A 14,653-nucleotide genomic window follows, 5' to 3' on the forward strand; every position below is an offset into this window, starting at 1 on the left:
TGAGCGATGAGGCGGATCGGGCTTTGGGAGAGCCTTCAGCGCGTCACGTTGTAGGCTAGCTGTTCCTCGGTCAGCTGGAAGCCCACCAGCACCTCAAAGCGGCTGCGGGCGATCGCCGCCTTGACTTCGGGGTCAGCCAGCGGATCGAGCGCCGCGTCGGGATCACCAGGTCGTCGCTTCTTGGTGATCTTCTCGCGGATGTCGGGCGGCAGGGTGGCATCGGCGCGGTTGACGAAGGCACCGGCCTTGGCGGTGGCGCTGGCGCGCTCCTGCCCGTCGGCAAAGGTGAGGGTCACGGTGCCGATGCGCTTGGAGACCACCGCGCTGCCGCCGCGCAGCACGGTGACGAAATAAGGGAGGCTCACCGTGCGCGCACCGCGCGTGTCGGTGCGGCGGGCATTCACGGTGAAGCTCGCCTCGGAATAGATGCGATCACCGGTCTCGTTGCATTGCGCCCTGAGGTTGGTCATCGCCGCGCTGACATCAAGGCTGGCGACCGAACGGTCAGCCGGATCGCGAAAGGTGGTGATATCGCCGGTGTAGTCGGGAATGCCAATCGCCGGGCACAGCGAGAGCACGCTGGTGACGCCCAGCCCTTCATTGATCACCAACTCGCCCTCGCTCGCGCAGGCGCTGAGCGCCGCTGTGGCGCAGGCCGCAGCCGACAGGGCCATTATGGGGCGCGCGCGAAGCATCATCGAAAACCCGTCCTTAGCTGATCACGATCTTACGGCCCGCTGCGGCCAGGTGGCCGCGGCGATCCCATACACGCCCTAGCGAGGCGCGCCGGAAAGCGCTAGGGGGTGAGCGATGAACGCGCCCTTTCCCGCTACGCCTGCCGCGCCCGCAGCACCCGCCGAGGGCGACCCGATCGCCGCGCGGCCACCGCTCAACCTGCTGATCGCCGCCCCGCGCGGCTTTTGCGCCGGGGTGGACCGGGCGATCGAGATCGTCGAGAAAGCGCTCGAGCGCTATGGTTCGCCGGTCTATGTGCGCCACGAGATCGTCCACAACAAATATGTGGTCGAGGGGCTGAAGGCCAAGGGAGCGATCTTCGTCGAGGAGCTCGACGAGGTGCCCGATGATGCCCCGGTGGTGTTCAGCGCCCACGGCGTGCCCAAATCGGTTCCGGCCGAGGCACGGCGGCGCAACCTGCTCTATGTCGATGCCACCTGCCCGCTGGTCTCCAAGGTCCATCGCCAGGCCGAACGCCAGATCGAGAAGGGCCGGCACATCATCTTCATCGGCCATGCCGGCCACCCCGAAGTGATCGGCACCATGGGCCAGGTCGCGCCGGGTCAGATGACTCTGGTCGAGACCATCGAGGACGTTGAAAAGCTGCCCTTCGATGCCGACGAGGACCTTGCCTATCTCACCCAGACCACGCTGTCGGTGGACGACACGCGCGAGGTGATCCAGGCGCTCGAATGGCGCTATCCCAACATCGTCGGCCCGCGCGCCGAGGATATCTGCTATGCCACCTCCAACCGCCAGGCGGCGGTCAAGGAACTGGCGCAGGATTGCGATCTGGTGCTGGTGATCGGCGCGCCCAATTCCTCCAATTCGCTGCGCCTGGTTGAGGTTTCCGAAAGGCTCGGCACCCCGGCCAAACTGATCCAGCGGGCCGAGGAGATCGACTTTGCTTGGCTCGAAGGGGTTGAAACCCTTGGGCTTACCGCCGGGGCCTCGGCGCCAGAGATCCTGGTGCGCGAGGTGGTTACAACGCTCGGCCGCTACCGCCCGATCCGCGAGAAGACCATCACCGCGGCAGAAGAAAAGATGGTGTTCAAGCTGCCGCGCCAGCTGACCGAATAGGCCAAACAGGCGGGGGCGCATGGCGGTCTATACCCATCTGGGCGCGGAAGACCTCGCCCGACTGATCGGCGAATATGAGGTGGGGGCGCTGGTTTCGGCCAAGGGCATTGCCGAGGGCGTATCCAATTCCAATTGGCTGATCGAGACCACCGGCGCACCCGGCACCGGCACGCGCTTCATCCTCACGCTATATGAACGGCGGATCGATTATGCCGATCTGCCCTATTTCCTCGGCCTACTCGATCATCTTGCGGCGAGGGGCTGCCCGGTGCCGCGCACCATTCATGATCGCAGCGGCGCCGCCTTCCGCATGGAACGGGGCAAGGCTGCGGCGTTGATCGAGTTCCTGCCCGGGGTCTCGCCAACCCGGCCCACTCCGGCTCAGGCCGCCGCGGTGGGGGAAGTGCTGGCGCGGATGCACCTTGCCGCGCGCGATTTCCCGATGCGCCGCGCCAATGCGCTCGGCTTTGCCGCCAATGCCGCCACGCTCGAGGCCTGCGGGGCGGCGGCGCTGGCGCGGATCGATCCCGATCTGCCCGCCATGCTGGCCCCGGCGCGCGCCGCCGCGGCCCTCGATCTGTCCCACCTGCCCCAGTCGCAGACCCACACCGATCTGTTTCCCGACAATGTGCTGATGCTGGGCGACAAGGTAACGGGCCTCATTGATTTCTATTTCGCCTGCACCGGGCCGATGGCGCTTGACCTCGCCGTCACCCACGCGGCCTGGTGCTTCGATGCCGAGGATCGCTTCCTTCCCGCCTGCAGCACGGCGCTGATCGCGGGCTATGAAAGCGTGCGCCCCCTTGCCCCCGATGAGCGCGCGCTGCTGCCACAGATTGCCAAGGGCGCCTGTCTGCGCTTTGTCGCCAGCCGTGCCGAGGACTGGCTCGACACCCCCGATGATGCGCTGGTCGCGCGCAAGGATCCGATGCAGTTCGTGCGCCGCTGGCGCTTTTACGAGGCTCATGGCGCCGCCGCGCTTGCCTAGGCGGCGCGGCTGGGCCTAGGCGCGCAAGCGATGAAACGGGTCGAGATCTTCACCGACGGGGCGTGCAAGGGCAATCCCGGCCCGGGCGGCTGGGGGGTGCTGCTGCGCATGGGCCGGCACGAGAAGGAGCTTTCGGGCGGCGAGGCCGAGACCACCAACAACCGCATGGAGCTGACGGCGGCAATCCGCGGGCTCGAGGCCCTGCGCGAGCCCTGCGCGGTCGATCTTTATTCCGACAGCCGTTACCTGCTCGACGGTATCGAAAAATGGGTTCACGCCTGGCAGCGCAATGGCTGGGTGAATGCCGCGAAGAAGCCGGTGAAGAATGCCGATTTGTGGCGCGCGCTGATCGACGCGGCGCGCCCGCACCGCATCACCTGGCACTGGGTCAAGGGGCATGATGGCCATGCCGAGAACGAGCGCGTCGATGCGCTTGCCAGCGCAGCTGCAGCGCGCGCGGCAGTCGCGCGGTGAGGCGCGATTGCGGAGGCCGGCAGGTGCCCTGCCCCCGCCTTCCCGGCGCTGGCCGCTTCAGGTGTTGTCTTCGACCGGGGCCTCAGGCCCGTTCTTCTTGATCGATTCGATCGCGTTCATGGCGCTCGCCTTGCTGGCATAGCCTTCGGTGGCGAACATCACTTCAGAATTGTACTTGAACCGCACCCGATATTCACCGGCCTTGTCCTTGTAGATTTCGAACTTGTGCGCCATCGCGCGTCCCCCTTCCTGTTTGTTGGCTGTGCCCGCTGACCTGCCAGAAGCAAAGCCGCTTGGCTAGAGTGCAAGGCCTTGTTTCCCCGGCTGAAGGAGCAGCCGTGCCGGGGCATAGGCTTCGCGGTCGAGCGCAGCGGTCATCGCATCAGGCCCAAGGCCAAGCAGCCCCTGGGCAGTGAGGCGCGCCGCGGCGGGTGCGGTCTGGATGCCAAAGCCGCCTTGCCCGGCAAACCAGATGAAGCCCGGCACCTCGGGATCGGGGCCATAGGCCGGCAGCCGATCGGGCGCAAAACTGCGCAGGCCCGCCCAGCGCCGCTCAACCGCGGCGATGCGCCATTGCGTGACCTTCTCGAAGCGGTCGATCGCCACTGCCACGTCGAGCTCCTCGGGCGCGGCATCGCAGGGTGCGGAAGGAATCTCGTCATGCGGCGAAAGCCACAGCCGGCCGGCATCGGGCTTGAAATAGAAGCCACCATTGATGTCGAGCACCAGCGGCAGATCGGCGGGCGCGGGCGGATCGACCCGCAGCACGACCACGGTGCGACGCAGCGGGGCAAGGCCGATCGGGGATGCTCCGGCGCGCACCGCCACCTCATCGGCCCAGGCCCCGGCGGCATTGACGATGGCAGCGGCGGCAAAGTTCTCGCCCCGCGCTGTGGCAATCTGCCACACCCCGCCGGACCGGCGCAGACCCGTCACCTCGGCGCGGCAGGCAAGCTGCGCACCGTGCTGGCGGGCGCGGGCGAGATAGTGCTGGTGCAGACCCGCCACGTCGATATCGGCGCAGGCCGGCTGGTGCAGCCCCAGGCACCATTCGGGGCGCAGCAGCGGCACCATGGCGCTGAGCGCTTTGCCTTCGCAGGGGACAATCTCCACCCCCGCTGCGGTGAAGGTCTGCCGATGCGCGGCAAGCGCAGCGCGATCCTCGGCCCGGCCGAGATAGAGCGCCCCGCGGATGGTGAGAAAGCCGTGTTCGGCCAAGTAAGGCCCCGAAGCGCGGGTGAGCGGCACCACCCCTGGCCCGCCATAGGTCTCTTCCCAGAAGGCGGCCGAGCGCCCGGTGGCATGGTAACCCGGCGCCGCCTCGGCCTCGAGCAGCAGCACCCGGGCATGGGGGGCAAGTTCGGCCGCGAGGCTCGCCCCGGCCATGCCGGCGCCGATGATGGCAAAATCGTGGATCATGCCGATCCCTGCCGCTTGGGGGCGACCCGGTCGAGAAAGTCTGCGATGCGCGCCATCACCGCGCTGCGCACCGGATCGGCCTCGCGCAGCACCTCGTGCGCCGCCTCCGGCCCAAGCGCCATGATCTCGCCGCGCGGCAGGCGTGCAGCCGCGGCCAGATTGGCGCGGTGGCTCACCAGACGATCGGCCGCGGTCGAGATGATCAGCACCGGGGTGGAAACTTGCTCGAGCGCGCCGGGCGCCTCAAGCCTGCGCCATGAGGCATAGGCGCGTTCAACCCAGCGCCAGCTGGCCGGGCCCATCACCAGCTCGCTGCGCGCCGCGCGCCACCATTCCTCGTCGGCATAGCGCTCGGGATCGTGGGTGAGGAGCTGCTGGCGTCCGGCGGGCAGCTCGCCCGGCTTCTCGCTCCACTTCCACGCCGGCCGCAGCGGATCGCCCAACGCGCACATCACCCGGGCCGCGGCGTGGAGCACGCCGAGCGGCAGCGGCGGGCCGTTGACTCCGATCATCGGGGCGCTCAGCACCACCGCATCGGGCGCAAGGCGGCGCTCGACCAGCGCCCGCAGCACCAGGTGCCCGCCCATCGAATGGGCGGCAAGCACGTGCGGCGGTGGGGTTTCGGCCACCCACTGCGCCCACAGCGCGGCAAGATCATCGATCCAGATGGCAAAGTCGGCGATATGCCCGGTCACCGCGTCGCGTCCGAAGCGCCCCGATCCGGCCTGCCCGCGCCAATCGGATGCGGTGACGCGCCAGCCCGCCCGGTGCCATTCCTCGAGCGTCTCCAGATATTTTTCGTAGAAATCGCCGCGCCCGGGCAAGAACAGGATCGATCCGCGCGGCGTGCCATCAGCGGCCCCCGGCCAGTCGATCCGGCGGATGGGATGGCCATCTTCCGCCCGCCAGCGACTCTCGCGCGCCGCTGGGGGAATGGCGCGCCGATCAATCGCCGGGCCCGGGCTCTGTGCAGAAACAGGGCCGGTCATGGGGCAAGGCATCTCGGGCAGGGGGGCAACGTGGTTACTATTTGGTAAGCCATGATCTGTAGCACGTGTCCCAATCATGGACAGCCCGGCACGGCGCGGGGCTGGCTTTCGAGGGGCACGATGGCGATGACTACCCTTTCCTACGTTCTGCTGGCGGCCTTGGCAATCGCGCTGGTCGTGGCGGCCTTCACCGACCTTACCCGGCGGCAGATCGACAATTGGCTCAATGGCGCGATCGCGCTCGGCGCACCGCTGTTCTGGTGGGCAAGCGGGCTGGCGCTGTGGCCCGATGTGGCGCTGCAGCTGGGGGTGGCGCTGGCGGCCTTTGCCGTCTTTGCCGGGCTGTTTGCCCTGCGGATGATGGGCGGCGGGGATGTCAAGCTGCTCACCGCGCTCGCCTTGTGGGTGCCGCCCTACCAGTTCGTCCAGCTCCTCCTGGTGATGGCGATTGCCGGGGGGGTGCTCACCATCGTCATGGGCGCCTGGCACGTGGCGCGGCGGCAGAAGCATCGCCTCGCCATCCCCTATGGCGTGGCGATTTCCTTCGGCGCGCTGTGGGTGCTGGCGGCCAATTACCTACCCGAGGCCGCGCTTCAGGGCCTCTATGCCTGAGCCTGCCGCCTGAAAACCCGATCTTAACCAGTCCGGACTTAACCAACGCAACCATACCTGCCCGCTAACCAACCGCAGGGCTTTGACAAGGGGGCTATTCGGCCATGGATAGGAAGAAACTGGTTCTGCTGCTCGGCGCGCTGATCGTCGCGATCGGGACGGCCTTTGCCGCGCGCACCATGCTGAGCGGCCAGGCCGCCCCCGCCGCCGAGGCGGCTGCGGTGCCGACCGGCCCCAAGGTGCTGGTGGCCAAGCGGGCGCTGCCGGTGGGCACGATCATCACCGCCGATGCGCTGGGCTTCCAGCCCTGGCCCAAGGAGCTGGTGCAGGATGCCTATTTCCTCGAAGGCGAATCCGATCTCAACAAGCTGCTCGGCACGGTGGTGCGCTATCCGATCACCGCGGGCGAGCCGGTGACGCAGGGCTCGCTGGTGGCACCGGGCGACCGCGGCTTTCTTGCCGCCGCGCTCGGGCCGGGGATGCGGGCGGTGACCATTCCGGTGTCCGAGGATACCGGGGTTGCCGGCTTCATCTTCCCGGGCGACCATGTTGACCTGGTGCTCACCCAGGAAGTCCAGGGTGAGGGCGATGGCCCCTCGCTCAAGACCGCCGAGACGGTGCTGCGCAACCTGCGCGTGCTCGCCACCGATCAGCGCACCGAGACCACCACCGATGAAAACGGCAAGACCGTGGTCGCCACCTCGAGCAACGTCACGCTCGAAGTGACGCCCAAGATCGCCGAAAAGATCGCGGTGGCCCGCACCATCGGCACGATCAGCCTGGTGCTGCGCTCGATCGCCGACAGCGAGGCCGAGCTCGAGCGCGCGATTGCCTCGGGCGACGTCAAGATCCCCGACAACGCCACGCCCGAGCAGGAGGAAAAGCTGCTCAAGGCCGCGATGGGCCGACCGATGGACAAGGGCACCAGCTACAGCACCGGCGGCGATGTCTCGCGCTTCCAGCGCTCGACCGTGCCGAGCAAGCCCGCAGCTCCGGCCCCGGCGAGTGCGGCGCCGGCGGCAGCCCCGGCCGGGGGCGCTCCGAGCACCCCGGTCTATACCGGGCCGAGCGTGCGCGTCACCCGCGGCAAGGAGACCACCGAGGTTCCGGTGAGCGGCAAGACCGCCGGCGGGGCGATCCTCAGCGGCCAGTCGCAGGGCCTCAAGCGCGCCGGGGCGACCATGCCCGCCGCCCACGCCACCGTGATCAATTAAGGGCCAAGGCGATGATGCCGATCAACTCCATCCTTCGTCCGCTTTCGACCAAGGCGGCTCATGGCACGCCAAAGGGGGGCCATTCGATGACACGCACGTACAAGTCCCGGCTGCTGCTGGCCGCGCTCGCCGCGGTGCCGATGGCGGCCATGCCCGCAGCCACCGCCACCGCCCAGGCGATCGTCAGCCCGTCGCAGGAGATCGTGCTGTCGATCGGCAAGGGCGAGCTGGTGACCGTGCCGGGCAGCATGGCCGATGTCTTCGTCGCCAATGACGAGATCGCCGATGTCCAGGTGAAATCGCAGCGCCAGCTCTATGTCTTCGGCAAGGCCGGTGGCGAGACCACGATCTATGCAAGCAATGATCGCGGCGACGTGATCTTCTCGGCCAATATCCGGGTCGGCTCGAACATCGGCAGCCTCGATCAGATGCTGGCGCTGGCCATGCCTGATGCCAAGGTCAACGTTGCCACCATGGGCACCAATACCGTGCTGCTGACCGGCACGGTGGCCGCGCCCGAGGATGCCGCCGAGGCCGAGCGACTGGTGCAGGCCTTCCTCGGCAAGGAAACCAATGTCATCAGCCGCCTCAAGACGGCAACGCCGCTGCAGGTCAACCTCCAGGTCAAGTTTGCCGAGGTGAGCCGCTCGCTGGTGCGCGAGATCGGCGCCAACCTGACCACGGCCGATTCCACCAACGGGTTCCAGATCGGGATCGGCACCGGGCGCGGGGCGCTGCCGCAATACACCCCCGGCGGGCCGGTGGGCACCAATGTCACGATCGGTGGCCAGGGCACCTCGGTGGTTACCACGGCCGGAGGCACCACCCTTGCCGGGCTCGGGCGCCTGTTCGGGATCGACCTTGCCGGCACGCTTGACCTGTCCGAGCGGCTGGGGCTTGTCACCACCATTTCCGAGCCCAACCTCACCGCGCTTTCGGGCGAGACCGCGACGTTCCTCGCCGGCGGCGAGTTTCCGATCCCGGTCTCGCAGGGGCTCGGCCAGGTGACGGTGGAATACCGCCAGTTCGGCGTCAGCCTCGCCTATACCCCCACGGTGCTCTCCAACGGGCGCATCTCGATGCGGGTGCGGCCCGAGGTCTCCGAGCTTTCGACCCAGGGGGCAATCACGCTCAACGGCTTCCAGGTGCCCGCGCTCACCACCCGGCGCACCGAGACCACGGTCGAGCTGGGTTCGGGCCAGAGCTTCATGATCGCCGGGCTGATGAGCGCCAATTCGCAGAACCTGCTCGACAAGGCTCCGGGCCTTGGTGACGTGCCAATCCTCGGCAACCTGTTCCGCAGCCGCGAGTTCCGCCGCGGCGAAACCGAGCTGGTGATCATCGTCACCCCCTATCTGGTCAAGCCGGTCGATGCCAAGGACATCAAGCTGCCGACCGATGGCTATCGTTCGGCCAACGAGTTCGAACAGCTGCTCGGCTTCCAGGAGAATGCCGGCACTGTCGGCGAACAGCGGCCAGGCCCCACCGCCTCGCCCGCCGAGGCACCCGCGCCGCGCGTGAGCGAGATCGATCCCGCCGGGATCGTTCCCACCCAACCGGAACAGCCGCGCCGCGCCGAGCGCAAGCCGCGCAAGGACAAGCGCGAGGCCAAGGCCCCGGCCGCGGCCCCGGGCTTCAGCCTCTAACGAGAGAAAGGTGAGTATCATGCCTGTTGCACGAAACACGTCGCTGGCCCGGCCTCCGGCCACCGCCACAAGGCTGGCGCTCGCGCTCTCTCTGGGGCTTGCCCTGGCAGGCTGCGGCGGGATGCCGACCAACACCTCGCTCTACAGCGTCAAGCAGCCGGTGGTGGAGCGCACCAACTTCACCCTCGATGTCAACACCAGCCCGAGCGGCCTGCCGATCTCCGAACAGCAGCGCCTCAACGGCTGGTTCGAGACCTTGAACCTGCAGTATGGCGACCGCATCGCGGTGGAGAACCCGTCGCAGAACCCGGCGGTCACCAATGCGGTGCGCGAGCTGGCGGGACGCTATGGGCTCATGGTCGCCGAGACCGCGCCGGTCACCAGCGGCTATCTCCAGCCGGGCCAGGCGCGCGTCGTCATCACCCGTGCCAGCGCCAGCGTGCCCGGCTGCCCCGACTGGTCGGCACGTTCGGACATGAAATACACCAACGGCATCAGCCCCAATTATGGCTGTGCGATCAACAGCAACCTTGCCGCGATGGTGGCCGATCCGCAGGATCTGCTCGAAGGCAAGAAGGGCTCGAGCGAGACCCTGATCACCACCTCAAACAAGGCGATCTCGACCTATCGTGAAATGGAGCCGACCGGCAAGGGCGGCTTGATGGACAGCGGCGCCGGCGGCGGTGGTGGCGCCGGCGGCGGCGGAGGAGGTAACTGAGCCATGAATGCACCCTGGAAATCGGGCCTGCCCGGCAACCGCGATCCCTTTGCGGCCTTCATCTGCGACGACAACGCGCTCGACGTCATCCGTCCGGTGGTGATCGAACTCGGCTGGCAGCCGGAGAAGTGCTACAAGGGCGGCTTGCGCAACGCCGTGCAGTCGCTCTCGGTCACTGCCTCGCCGGCGATCCTGGTGGTCGACCTGTCGGAAAGCGGCGATCCGCTCAACGACATCAACGCGCTCGCCGAGGTGTGCGAGCCAGGCACGGTGGTGATCGCGATCGGCCAGGTCAACGACGTGCGGCTCTACCGCGACCTTCTGGCCAGCGGCATCCATGACTACCTGCTCAAGCCGCTTTCGGCCCAGCAGGTGCACGATGCGCTGAGCCAGGCGCTGGCGGTGTTCATGAACCCCAAGGCGGGCGATCCCGATGCGGCCAAGCGCCACATTTCCACCGCGGTGGTGGGCACCCGCGGCGGGGTGGGCGCCTCGATGCTCGCCACCTCGCTCGCCTGGCTGTTCGCCGAGCAGCACAAGGCCCCGACCGCGCTGTTCGATCTCGACGTCCATTTCGGCACCGGGGCGCTGGCGCTCGATCTCGAGCCGGGCCGCGGGCTCACCGATGCGATCGAGAACCCGAGCCGCATCGACCCGCTGTTCATCGAACGCGCCATGGTGCGCGCCGGGGACAACCTCTCGATCCTCTCGGCCGAGGCCCCGATCAACCAGCCGCTGATGACCGACGGATCGGCCTTCGTGCAGCTCGAGGACGAGTTCCGTCAGGCCTTCGAGATGACGGTGATCGATCTGCCGCGCAACATGCTGATCAACTTCCCGCAGCTGCTGGCCGATGTGAACCTGGTGATCCTCACCTGCGAGCTGACGCTGGCCTCGGCGCGGGACACCATTCGCCTCCTGTCCTGGCTCAAGACCAACGCCGGCCATGCCCACCCGATGGTGGTGGCCAACAAGGTGCAGCCGTCGCTCGCCGAGATCAGCCGGGCGGATTTCGAGGCCTCGATCGAGCGCAAGCTCGATTTCCTCATCCCCTATGATCTCAAGGCCGCCACCAATGCGGCCAAACTGGGGCAGGTCTTCGTTGATGCCAACCGCTCGAGCAAGGCCAGCGCGGTGATCCGCCAGATCGCCGAAAGGGTGATGGGGGTGAGCGAGGACAAGCCGGTTGCAGGCGCAGGAAGCGAGAAGAAATCGCTGCTCGGCGGCTTCGACTTCAAGGCGCTGCTGGCCAAGAAGCCCAAGAGCGAGCCCGAGGCAGCCGAATGAGGCAGCGCCGCGCGGGGGGCAAGCCATCGAGGCGCCCCGCCCCGCCGGCGCCAGACCAGTACGTGACGCGCCGCATGACGGCACAGCAAGGCAGGACGTAACGGCATGGACTTCTTCCAGACCCTGCTCACCACCTTGGTGATCTTCTCCGTGCTGGTCATCGCCTATCTGCTGGTGACCGGCTCGGGCGCGGCCAAGGCGCAAAAGCGGCGGCTGCAGGCGCTGCGCTACCGCCACTCGGAAAGCGTCGATGCCAAGGTTGATGCCCAGTTCAAGCGCGCCGTCGCCGCGCGCCGGCCCAAGGCCTACAAGATCGCCGGCTCGGGCTCGCGGCTCGAGGCGCTCCAGCTGCGCCTTACCCGCACCGGCAAGGACTGGACGGTGACGCAATATATCTACGCCTCGATCGGCCTTGCGCTGGCGGTGGCGGTGCTGATGTTCATCGCCACCAAGGCGCTGCTGCTCTCGCTCGGCATCGGCCTGATGGTCGGCGCGGGCCTGCCGCACCTAGTGGTGGGCTATCTCATCGGCAAGCGCACCAACGAATTCGTCTCCAAGTTCCCGGACGGGATCGAGCTGTTGGTGCGCGGCCTGCGGTCGGGCCTGCCGGTGACCGAGACGTTGGCGGTGGTGGCCCAGGAAGTGCCGGGCCCGGTGGGCTATGAGTTCAAGACCGTGATCGACCGGATCAAGGTCGGCAAGACCATGGAGGATGCGCTCCAGGACACCGCCGACAAGCTCGGCATTGCCGAGTTCAACTTCTTCACCATCACCCTCGCAATCCAGCGCGAGACCGGAGGCAACCTTGCCGAGACGCTCTCCAACCTTGCCGACGTGCTGCGCAAGCGCGCGCAGATGAAGCTCAAGATCCGGGCGATGAGCTCGGAATCCAAGGCCTCGGCCTATATCGTCGGCTCGCTGCCATTCCTGGTGTTCGGGGCGATCATGTACATCAACCCCGAATACATGGGGGGCTTCTTCTCCGATGATCGGCTGATCGTGGCGGGCCTCGGCGCGGGGGTGTGGATGGCGATCGGCGCCTTCATCATGGCCAAGATGGTCAGTTTCGAGATCTAGACCCGGGGGAGACCAGACCATGATCGATCAACCCGCCGGCCCGAAGCTCCTCGGCTTTGACGTCATCCTTGTCGGCACCTTCCTTGCCGGCCTTGCCGCCTTTGCGGTGATGCTGGCGATCTATGCCGCAATCACCATCCGCGATCCCATGGCCAAACGCGTCAAGGCGCTCGAGGCGCGGCGCGAGCAATTGAAGGCCGGGATCGTTACCGCCGCGAGCAAGAAGCGCACCAGCCTCGTGCGCCGCACCGAGACCACCGACAAGGTCAAGGACAGCCTCGGCAAGCTCAACGTGCTGCAGGAAAGCCAGATCAAGGCGATCCAGCAGAAGCTCGCTCATGCCGGCTATCGCAACAAGGAACTGGCGGTGCTTATCATCGGCGCCCGTGCCATCCTGCCGCTGGTGATCGGCGGGATCATGGGCCTGTTGATCTATGTCGTCGAGTTCTGGCCCGATTGGGGCCCGTTCATGCGGCTCGGCGTCTTCGCCGGATCGGTGTTCCTCGCCTACAAGGGACCGGAGATCTATCTTTCGAACAAGGCGACCAAGCGCACCAAGGAGATCCAGAAGGGCCTGCCAGATGCGCTCGACCTCCTGGTGATCTGCGCCGAGGCGGGCCTCACCGTGGATGCTGCCTTCAACCGCGTCGCCAAGGAACTGGGCCGCGCCTATCCCGAGCTGGGCGATGAATTTGCGCTCACCGCGATCGAGCTGTCCTTCCTGAACGAGCGGCGCATGGCCTTCAACAATCTGGCCTACCGGGTCAATCTCGAGGCGGTGAAGGGCGTGGTGACCACCATGATCCAGACCGAGCGCTACGGCACCCCGCTGGCCAGCGCGCTGAGAGTGCTGTCGGCCGAGTTCCGCAACGAGCGCATGATGCGCGCCGAGGAAAAGGCCGCGCGCCTGCCCGCGATCATGACCATCCCGTTGATCCTGTTCATCCTGCCCACGCTGTTTGTGGTGATCCTGGGGCCGGCGGCCTGTTCGATCTCGGACAACCTCATCAACAAGCCGGGCTGAGGGCGCGCGGCGAGGCTCCTTCCCGCCCTGCTCCGTCGCGCGCTCAGGCCTCCGGCGGCAGAGCGGCGGCCCCGGCAAGCATGCCGGCGCGCGCGCGGAGCTGCGCCAGCAGGCGGCGCAGCGCGGCCTCCTCCTCGACCGAGAGGCCGGCCAGAAGCTCGCGCTCGGTGGCACGGGCGAGCGGCATCACCTCGGCATGGATCGCCCGGCCCTCCTCGGTGAGCGCGAGCAGGTGCGAACGCCCATCCTCGGGATTGGGCAGGCGCGCCACCAGCCCGCGCTCCTCGAGCACCTTGACCGCGCGGTTGACCGCGACCTTGTCCATCACCGTCGCCGCGGTCAGCGCGCGCTGGGTCATCCGCCCGCCATCGCCCAGCACCGCCATCACCCGCCATTCCGGGATCTTCAGCCCGAAGCGGCGGCGATAGCGGGTGGCGATCAGGCTGCTCACCGCATTCGAGGTGACCGAGAGCTGATAGGGCAGGAAGCTTTCCAGCTCTCCGCCGCGCTCAGGCATAGGGCCGCTCGTCCCACCAGGGGTAGAAATCGGGCATGTCGGTGCTGACCTTGCCGGGATAAACGGGCCTGCGCTTCTCGAGGAAGCTGGCGATCCCTTCGCGGGCATCGGCGCTGCGGCTGAGGCGGTAGATCGCGCGCGAATCGATCTTGTGCGCCTCCATCGGGTGATCGGCGCTCGCAAGCCGCCACATCATCGCCCGGGTCAGCGCGACCGAAATCGCCGAGGTGTTGTCGGCAATCTCGCGCGCGAGCGTGTGCGCGGCATGGAGCAGATCCTCGGGCGCGTGGACCGAGCGCACCAGGCCCCCGGCGCGGGCTTCCTCGGCATCGAAGATGCGCCCGGTGTAGCACCACTCGAGGGCCTGGCTGATGCCGACGATGCGCGGCAGGAACCAGCTCGAGGCGGCCTCGGGCACGATTCCGCGCCGGGCAAAGACAAAGCCGTAGCGCGCGTGCGAGGCGGCAAGGCGAATGTCCATCGCCAGCTGCATCGTCGCCCCCACCCCCACGGCAACGCCATTGCAGGCGGCGATCAGCGGCTTTGTGCTTTCAAACAGCCGCAGGGTGAGGAGCCCGCCGCCATCGCGCACCCGGGGGTCGGAGAGGCTTTCGACCTCCTCGCCGCTGGCAAACACTTGGCCCCCGCCCTCGGGGGTGAGATCGGCACCGGCACAAAAGGCCCGCTCGCCGCTGCCGGTAAAGATCACCGCGCGCACGGCATCATCGGCGTCGATATCGTCCATCGCCGCGATGATCTCCTCGCCCATGGTGCGGGTAAAGGCGTTCATCTTGTCGGGCCGATTGAGCGTGATGGTGGCAATGCCATCGGCCTTGGTGAGAATGATCTGGGTGTAGTCCTTCATGCGCTTGC

At 67.4% G+C, this 14,653-nt stretch carries 16 protein-coding genes; 10 read left to right on the forward strand and 6 right to left on the reverse strand.

Features of this window, described 5'->3' with window-relative positions; all coding sequences use genetic code 11:
• Positions 1-35: 35 nt before the first annotated feature.
• Positions 36-698 (reverse strand): hypothetical protein, encoded by a 663-nt coding sequence (locus G524_RS0113960; RefSeq protein ID WP_027444242.1) that lies wholly within the window; start codon positions 696-698, stop codon positions 36-38.
• Between the two features lie 112 nt (positions 699-810).
• Between G524_RS0113960 and ispH the strand changes: the two genes are divergently transcribed.
• The 3 genes from ispH to rnhA are packed head-to-tail and all read left to right on the forward strand — an operon-like array spanning position 811 to position 3,277.
• A complete protein-coding gene (ispH, locus tag G524_RS0113965; protein WP_027444243.1) occupies positions 811-1,815 on the forward strand; it encodes a 4-hydroxy-3-methylbut-2-enyl diphosphate reductase in 1,005 nt (334 codons plus the stop codon).
• A gap of 19 nt (positions 1,816-1,834) precedes the next feature.
• On the forward strand, positions 1,835-2,803 hold the full coding sequence (thrB, locus tag G524_RS0113970) for a homoserine kinase (RefSeq protein ID WP_027444244.1): 969 nt from the start codon (positions 1,835-1,837) through the stop codon (positions 2,801-2,803).
• 30 nt (positions 2,804-2,833) lie between these two features.
• Positions 2,834-3,277, forward strand: a complete 444-nt coding sequence (rnhA, locus tag G524_RS0113975) for a ribonuclease HI (protein ID WP_027444245.1) — start codon at positions 2,834-2,836, stop codon at positions 3,275-3,277.
• Between the two features lie 57 nt (positions 3,278-3,334).
• Here rnhA and G524_RS16760 read toward each other — a convergent pair whose 3' ends face one another.
• The 3 genes from G524_RS16760 to G524_RS0113990 all read right to left on the reverse strand — a co-directional run bounded on the left by G524_RS16760 (position 3,335) and on the right by G524_RS0113990 (position 5,685).
• Positions 3,335-3,511, reverse strand: coding sequence for a YegP family protein (locus G524_RS16760; protein ID WP_084625203.1), 177 nt, complete (start codon positions 3,509-3,511; stop codon positions 3,335-3,337).
• A 63-nt stretch (positions 3,512-3,574) separates the two neighbouring features.
• Entirely contained in the window at positions 3,575-4,696 is a 1,122-nt protein-coding gene (locus G524_RS0113985; RefSeq protein WP_027444246.1) for an NAD(P)/FAD-dependent oxidoreductase, read from the reverse strand.
• Positions 4,693-5,685 (reverse strand): alpha/beta fold hydrolase, encoded by a 993-nt coding sequence (locus G524_RS0113990; RefSeq protein WP_027444247.1) that lies wholly within the window; start codon positions 5,683-5,685, stop codon positions 4,693-4,695. The genes G524_RS0113985 and G524_RS0113990 overlap by 4 nt, the downstream gene beginning before the upstream one ends.
• Before the next feature lie 120 nt (positions 5,686-5,805).
• Between G524_RS0113990 and G524_RS0113995 the strand changes: the two genes are divergently transcribed.
• The 7 genes from G524_RS0113995 (at position 5,806) to G524_RS0114025 (ending at position 13,263) form a co-directional block, all read left to right on the forward strand.
• Complete coding sequence (locus G524_RS0113995) at positions 5,806-6,297, forward strand: A24 family peptidase (RefSeq protein WP_027444248.1); 492 nt, start codon at positions 5,806-5,808, stop codon at positions 6,295-6,297.
• Positions 6,298-6,401: 104 nt separating this feature from the next.
• The gene (cpaB, locus tag G524_RS0114000; protein ID WP_027444249.1) at positions 6,402-7,511 is read left to right on the forward strand and encodes a Flp pilus assembly protein CpaB; all 1,110 of its coding nucleotides are present in this window, start codon (positions 6,402-6,404) and stop codon (positions 7,509-7,511) included.
• Between the two features lie 86 nt (positions 7,512-7,597).
• Complete coding sequence (locus G524_RS0114005; RefSeq protein ID WP_036858094.1) at positions 7,598-9,157, forward strand: type II and III secretion system protein family protein; 1,560 nt, start codon at positions 7,598-7,600, stop codon at positions 9,155-9,157.
• 19 nt (positions 9,158-9,176) lie between these two features.
• A complete protein-coding gene (locus tag G524_RS0114010) occupies positions 9,177-9,875 on the forward strand; it encodes a CpaD family pilus assembly protein (protein ID WP_027444251.1) in 699 nt (232 codons plus the stop codon).
• A gap of 3 nt (positions 9,876-9,878) precedes the next feature.
• Positions 9,879-11,162 (forward strand): pilus assembly protein CpaE, encoded by a 1,284-nt coding sequence (locus tag G524_RS0114015; RefSeq protein ID WP_027444252.1) that lies wholly within the window; start codon positions 9,879-9,881, stop codon positions 11,160-11,162.
• A gap of 105 nt (positions 11,163-11,267) precedes the next feature.
• Positions 11,268-12,239, forward strand: coding sequence for a type II secretion system F family protein (locus G524_RS0114020; protein WP_027444253.1), 972 nt, complete (start codon positions 11,268-11,270; stop codon positions 12,237-12,239).
• A 19-nt stretch (positions 12,240-12,258) separates the two neighbouring features.
• A complete protein-coding gene (locus G524_RS0114025; protein ID WP_027444254.1) occupies positions 12,259-13,263 on the forward strand; it encodes a type II secretion system F family protein in 1,005 nt (334 codons plus the stop codon).
• Positions 13,264-13,306: 43 nt separating this feature from the next.
• Here the strand turns inward: G524_RS0114025 and G524_RS0114030 are convergent, their stop codons facing one another.
• Positions 13,307-13,780 carry a MarR family winged helix-turn-helix transcriptional regulator gene (locus G524_RS0114030; protein ID WP_027444255.1) on the reverse strand — a complete coding sequence of 158 codons (474 nt, stop codon included), beginning with the start codon at positions 13,778-13,780 and terminating at the stop codon, positions 13,307-13,309.
• Positions 13,773-14,645 carry a crotonase/enoyl-CoA hydratase family protein gene (locus tag G524_RS0114035; protein ID WP_027444256.1) on the reverse strand — a complete coding sequence of 291 codons (873 nt, stop codon included), beginning with the start codon at positions 14,643-14,645 and terminating at the stop codon, positions 13,773-13,775. The genes G524_RS0114030 and G524_RS0114035 overlap by 8 nt, the downstream gene beginning before the upstream one ends.
• Positions 14,646-14,653: the final 8 nt, after the last annotated feature.

Source organism: Erythrobacter cryptus DSM 12079 (genome assembly GCF_000422985.1).
GTDB lineage: Bacteria > Pseudomonadota > Alphaproteobacteria > Sphingomonadales > Sphingomonadaceae > Erythrobacter > Erythrobacter cryptus.

Bases quoted from the DNA above. Each gene is read 5' to 3' on its own strand.
- ispH (WP_027444243.1), top strand. From the start codon at position 811: ATGAACGCGCCCTTTCCCGCTACGCCTGCCGCGCCCGCAGCACCCGCC.
- G524_RS0114020 (WP_027444253.1), top strand. From the start codon at position 11,268: ATGGACTTCTTCCAGACCCTGCTCACCACCTTGGTGATCTTCTCCGTG.
- G524_RS16760 (WP_084625203.1), bottom strand. From the start codon at position 3,511: ATGGCGCACAAGTTCGAAATCTACAAGGACAAGGCCGGTGAATATCGG.
- cpaB (WP_027444249.1), top strand. From the start codon at position 6,402: ATGGATAGGAAGAAACTGGTTCTGCTGCTCGGCGCGCTGATCGTCGCG.
- G524_RS0113960 (WP_027444242.1), bottom strand. From the start codon at position 698: ATGATGCTTCGCGCGCGCCCCATAATGGCCCTGTCGGCTGCGGCCTGC.
- G524_RS0114035 (WP_027444256.1), bottom strand. From the start codon at position 14,645: ATGAAGGACTACACCCAGATCATTCTCACCAAGGCCGATGGCATTGCC.
- G524_RS0113990 (WP_027444247.1), bottom strand. From the start codon at position 5,685: ATGACCGGCCCTGTTTCTGCACAGAGCCCGGGCCCGGCGATTGATCGG.
- G524_RS0113985 (WP_027444246.1), bottom strand. From the start codon at position 4,696: ATGATCCACGATTTTGCCATCATCGGCGCCGGCATGGCCGGGGCGAGC.
- G524_RS0113995 (WP_027444248.1), top strand. From the start codon at position 5,806: ATGGCGATGACTACCCTTTCCTACGTTCTGCTGGCGGCCTTGGCAATC.
- G524_RS0114005 (WP_036858094.1), top strand. From the start codon at position 7,598: ATGACACGCACGTACAAGTCCCGGCTGCTGCTGGCCGCGCTCGCCGCG.
- G524_RS0114030 (WP_027444255.1), bottom strand. From the start codon at position 13,780: ATGCCTGAGCGCGGCGGAGAGCTGGAAAGCTTCCTGCCCTATCAGCTC.
- thrB (WP_027444244.1), top strand. From the start codon at position 1,835: ATGGCGGTCTATACCCATCTGGGCGCGGAAGACCTCGCCCGACTGATC.
- G524_RS0114025 (WP_027444254.1), top strand. From the start codon at position 12,259: ATGATCGATCAACCCGCCGGCCCGAAGCTCCTCGGCTTTGACGTCATC.
- rnhA (WP_027444245.1), top strand. From the start codon at position 2,834: ATGAAACGGGTCGAGATCTTCACCGACGGGGCGTGCAAGGGCAATCCC.
- G524_RS0114015 (WP_027444252.1), top strand. From the start codon at position 9,879: ATGAATGCACCCTGGAAATCGGGCCTGCCCGGCAACCGCGATCCCTTT.
- G524_RS0114010 (WP_027444251.1), top strand. From the start codon at position 9,177: ATGCCTGTTGCACGAAACACGTCGCTGGCCCGGCCTCCGGCCACCGCC.